At 43.3% G+C, this 1261-nt stretch carries 1 protein-coding gene; it reads right to left on the bottom strand.

Annotated features, from left to right (window positions below; translation table 11 throughout):
- A partial coding sequence (locus OH459_RS27950; protein WP_443088666.1) for a DUF7146 domain-containing protein occupies window positions 1–1261 on the bottom strand: 1261 nt, incomplete at both ends.

Genomic DNA, 1261 nt, shown 5'->3' with positions numbered 1-1261 from the left:
AGAGATGTTTTGAATGTCGTTCTTGTGATTGACGTTGATAATATCAATCTGTCCTTTGGTTTGGTCTCGTATCAGAAATGAGTTTTCAATCGAGGTGCTGATGATGGTGGTGTTTAAATTCTCTCCTTGATGGAAGTGAGTTAATTGTTTGGATTTTGTACCTAGCGTTCGTGGATTAATGTCTAGTGTGTTGTCTCTATTTCCTTGCGAGTCCAAATAAGTCACTTCAATGGCTTTAGTTTCACCTTGCTTATTATGGATGTTGGTTAGCATGGCAGGATGAAAACATTTATCTTCGGATGAATACACTGCAGGGTGGTATTTCACGTTATTGTTTTCGATATTACTAATGCCAAGGCTGTTTAAGTACCTTTGTGCTAGGGTGCCATTTATTGGCAAGCTTTCACTGATGTATTCCTTGGCTCTTTCTTCAAACTTTGCAATATGCCTTGGGGTAGTGGTGAGTAATTTTTCGTGATTACTGTTTTCCTCCAATTGGTATTTTTCTGGCTCGTTTATCATATTGTGAGCTAGGTTCATGGCATCTTTGTAACTGATGTCCTTATGACTCATGATAAGGTTAATTAAAGCGCCTTTTTCGCCCGTTGTGTAATCTTTAAAATAACCACGATATTCTCCGGTTAAGCTCACTTTAATCGCAGACTTACCAATGCCGAAGGCTAAGTAATCCCGGTCTGATTTGGATTGATTAGGCTTGCCTAATAATTGGGTGGCAAGGCTTTCAGTGTATTTGGGTAGTTGCGTATTGATGTGCTCCCTAAATTTGTTGTAGTCAAAGTCACCGCTTTTATTTTGGAACCGGATGTCCTCATGAGGCAGGGCATTACGGTTAAAGTAAGTGGTGTCTTTGGGTGGTATTTGGTTGAGGGTTTCTATTGCGCTGGCTTTGTGGCTCTCTTTGGATAACCAACTTTTGACCAGTTGTTGGGTGTTATCGGTATAAAGCCTGATGTGCTGGCTAGCACGGGTGACATCGATGCCTGCACGTCTTAGGTTGGTCAGTGCGCCTTTACTCTGAATAGCGGTAATGACGTGGGGGTAGGTGGCCCCTTGCGCCATGTCCGCGGTTCGGCTATACGCATAATCCCAATGCCCGTCTTTGAGCTCGTTAGGGTTAATCGTGAGTGTCTCTCCCGTTTTCGATTGCGCAATGATGCTGTCTGAGCTTGCTTGCGTGATGCGGTACTCCACGTTGGCTTTGATGCCACGCTCTTTATCGGTAAAGCGAGTGACAATCTTG

It is taken from the genome of Vibrio sp. MM46, from assembly GCF_027587135.1.
Lineage (GTDB): Bacteria > Pseudomonadota > Gammaproteobacteria > Enterobacterales > Vibrionaceae > Vibrio > Vibrio harveyi.
The sequence above is the reverse complement of the archived record's forward strand: the minus strand, read 5'-3'. Positions and strand labels throughout refer to the sequence as shown.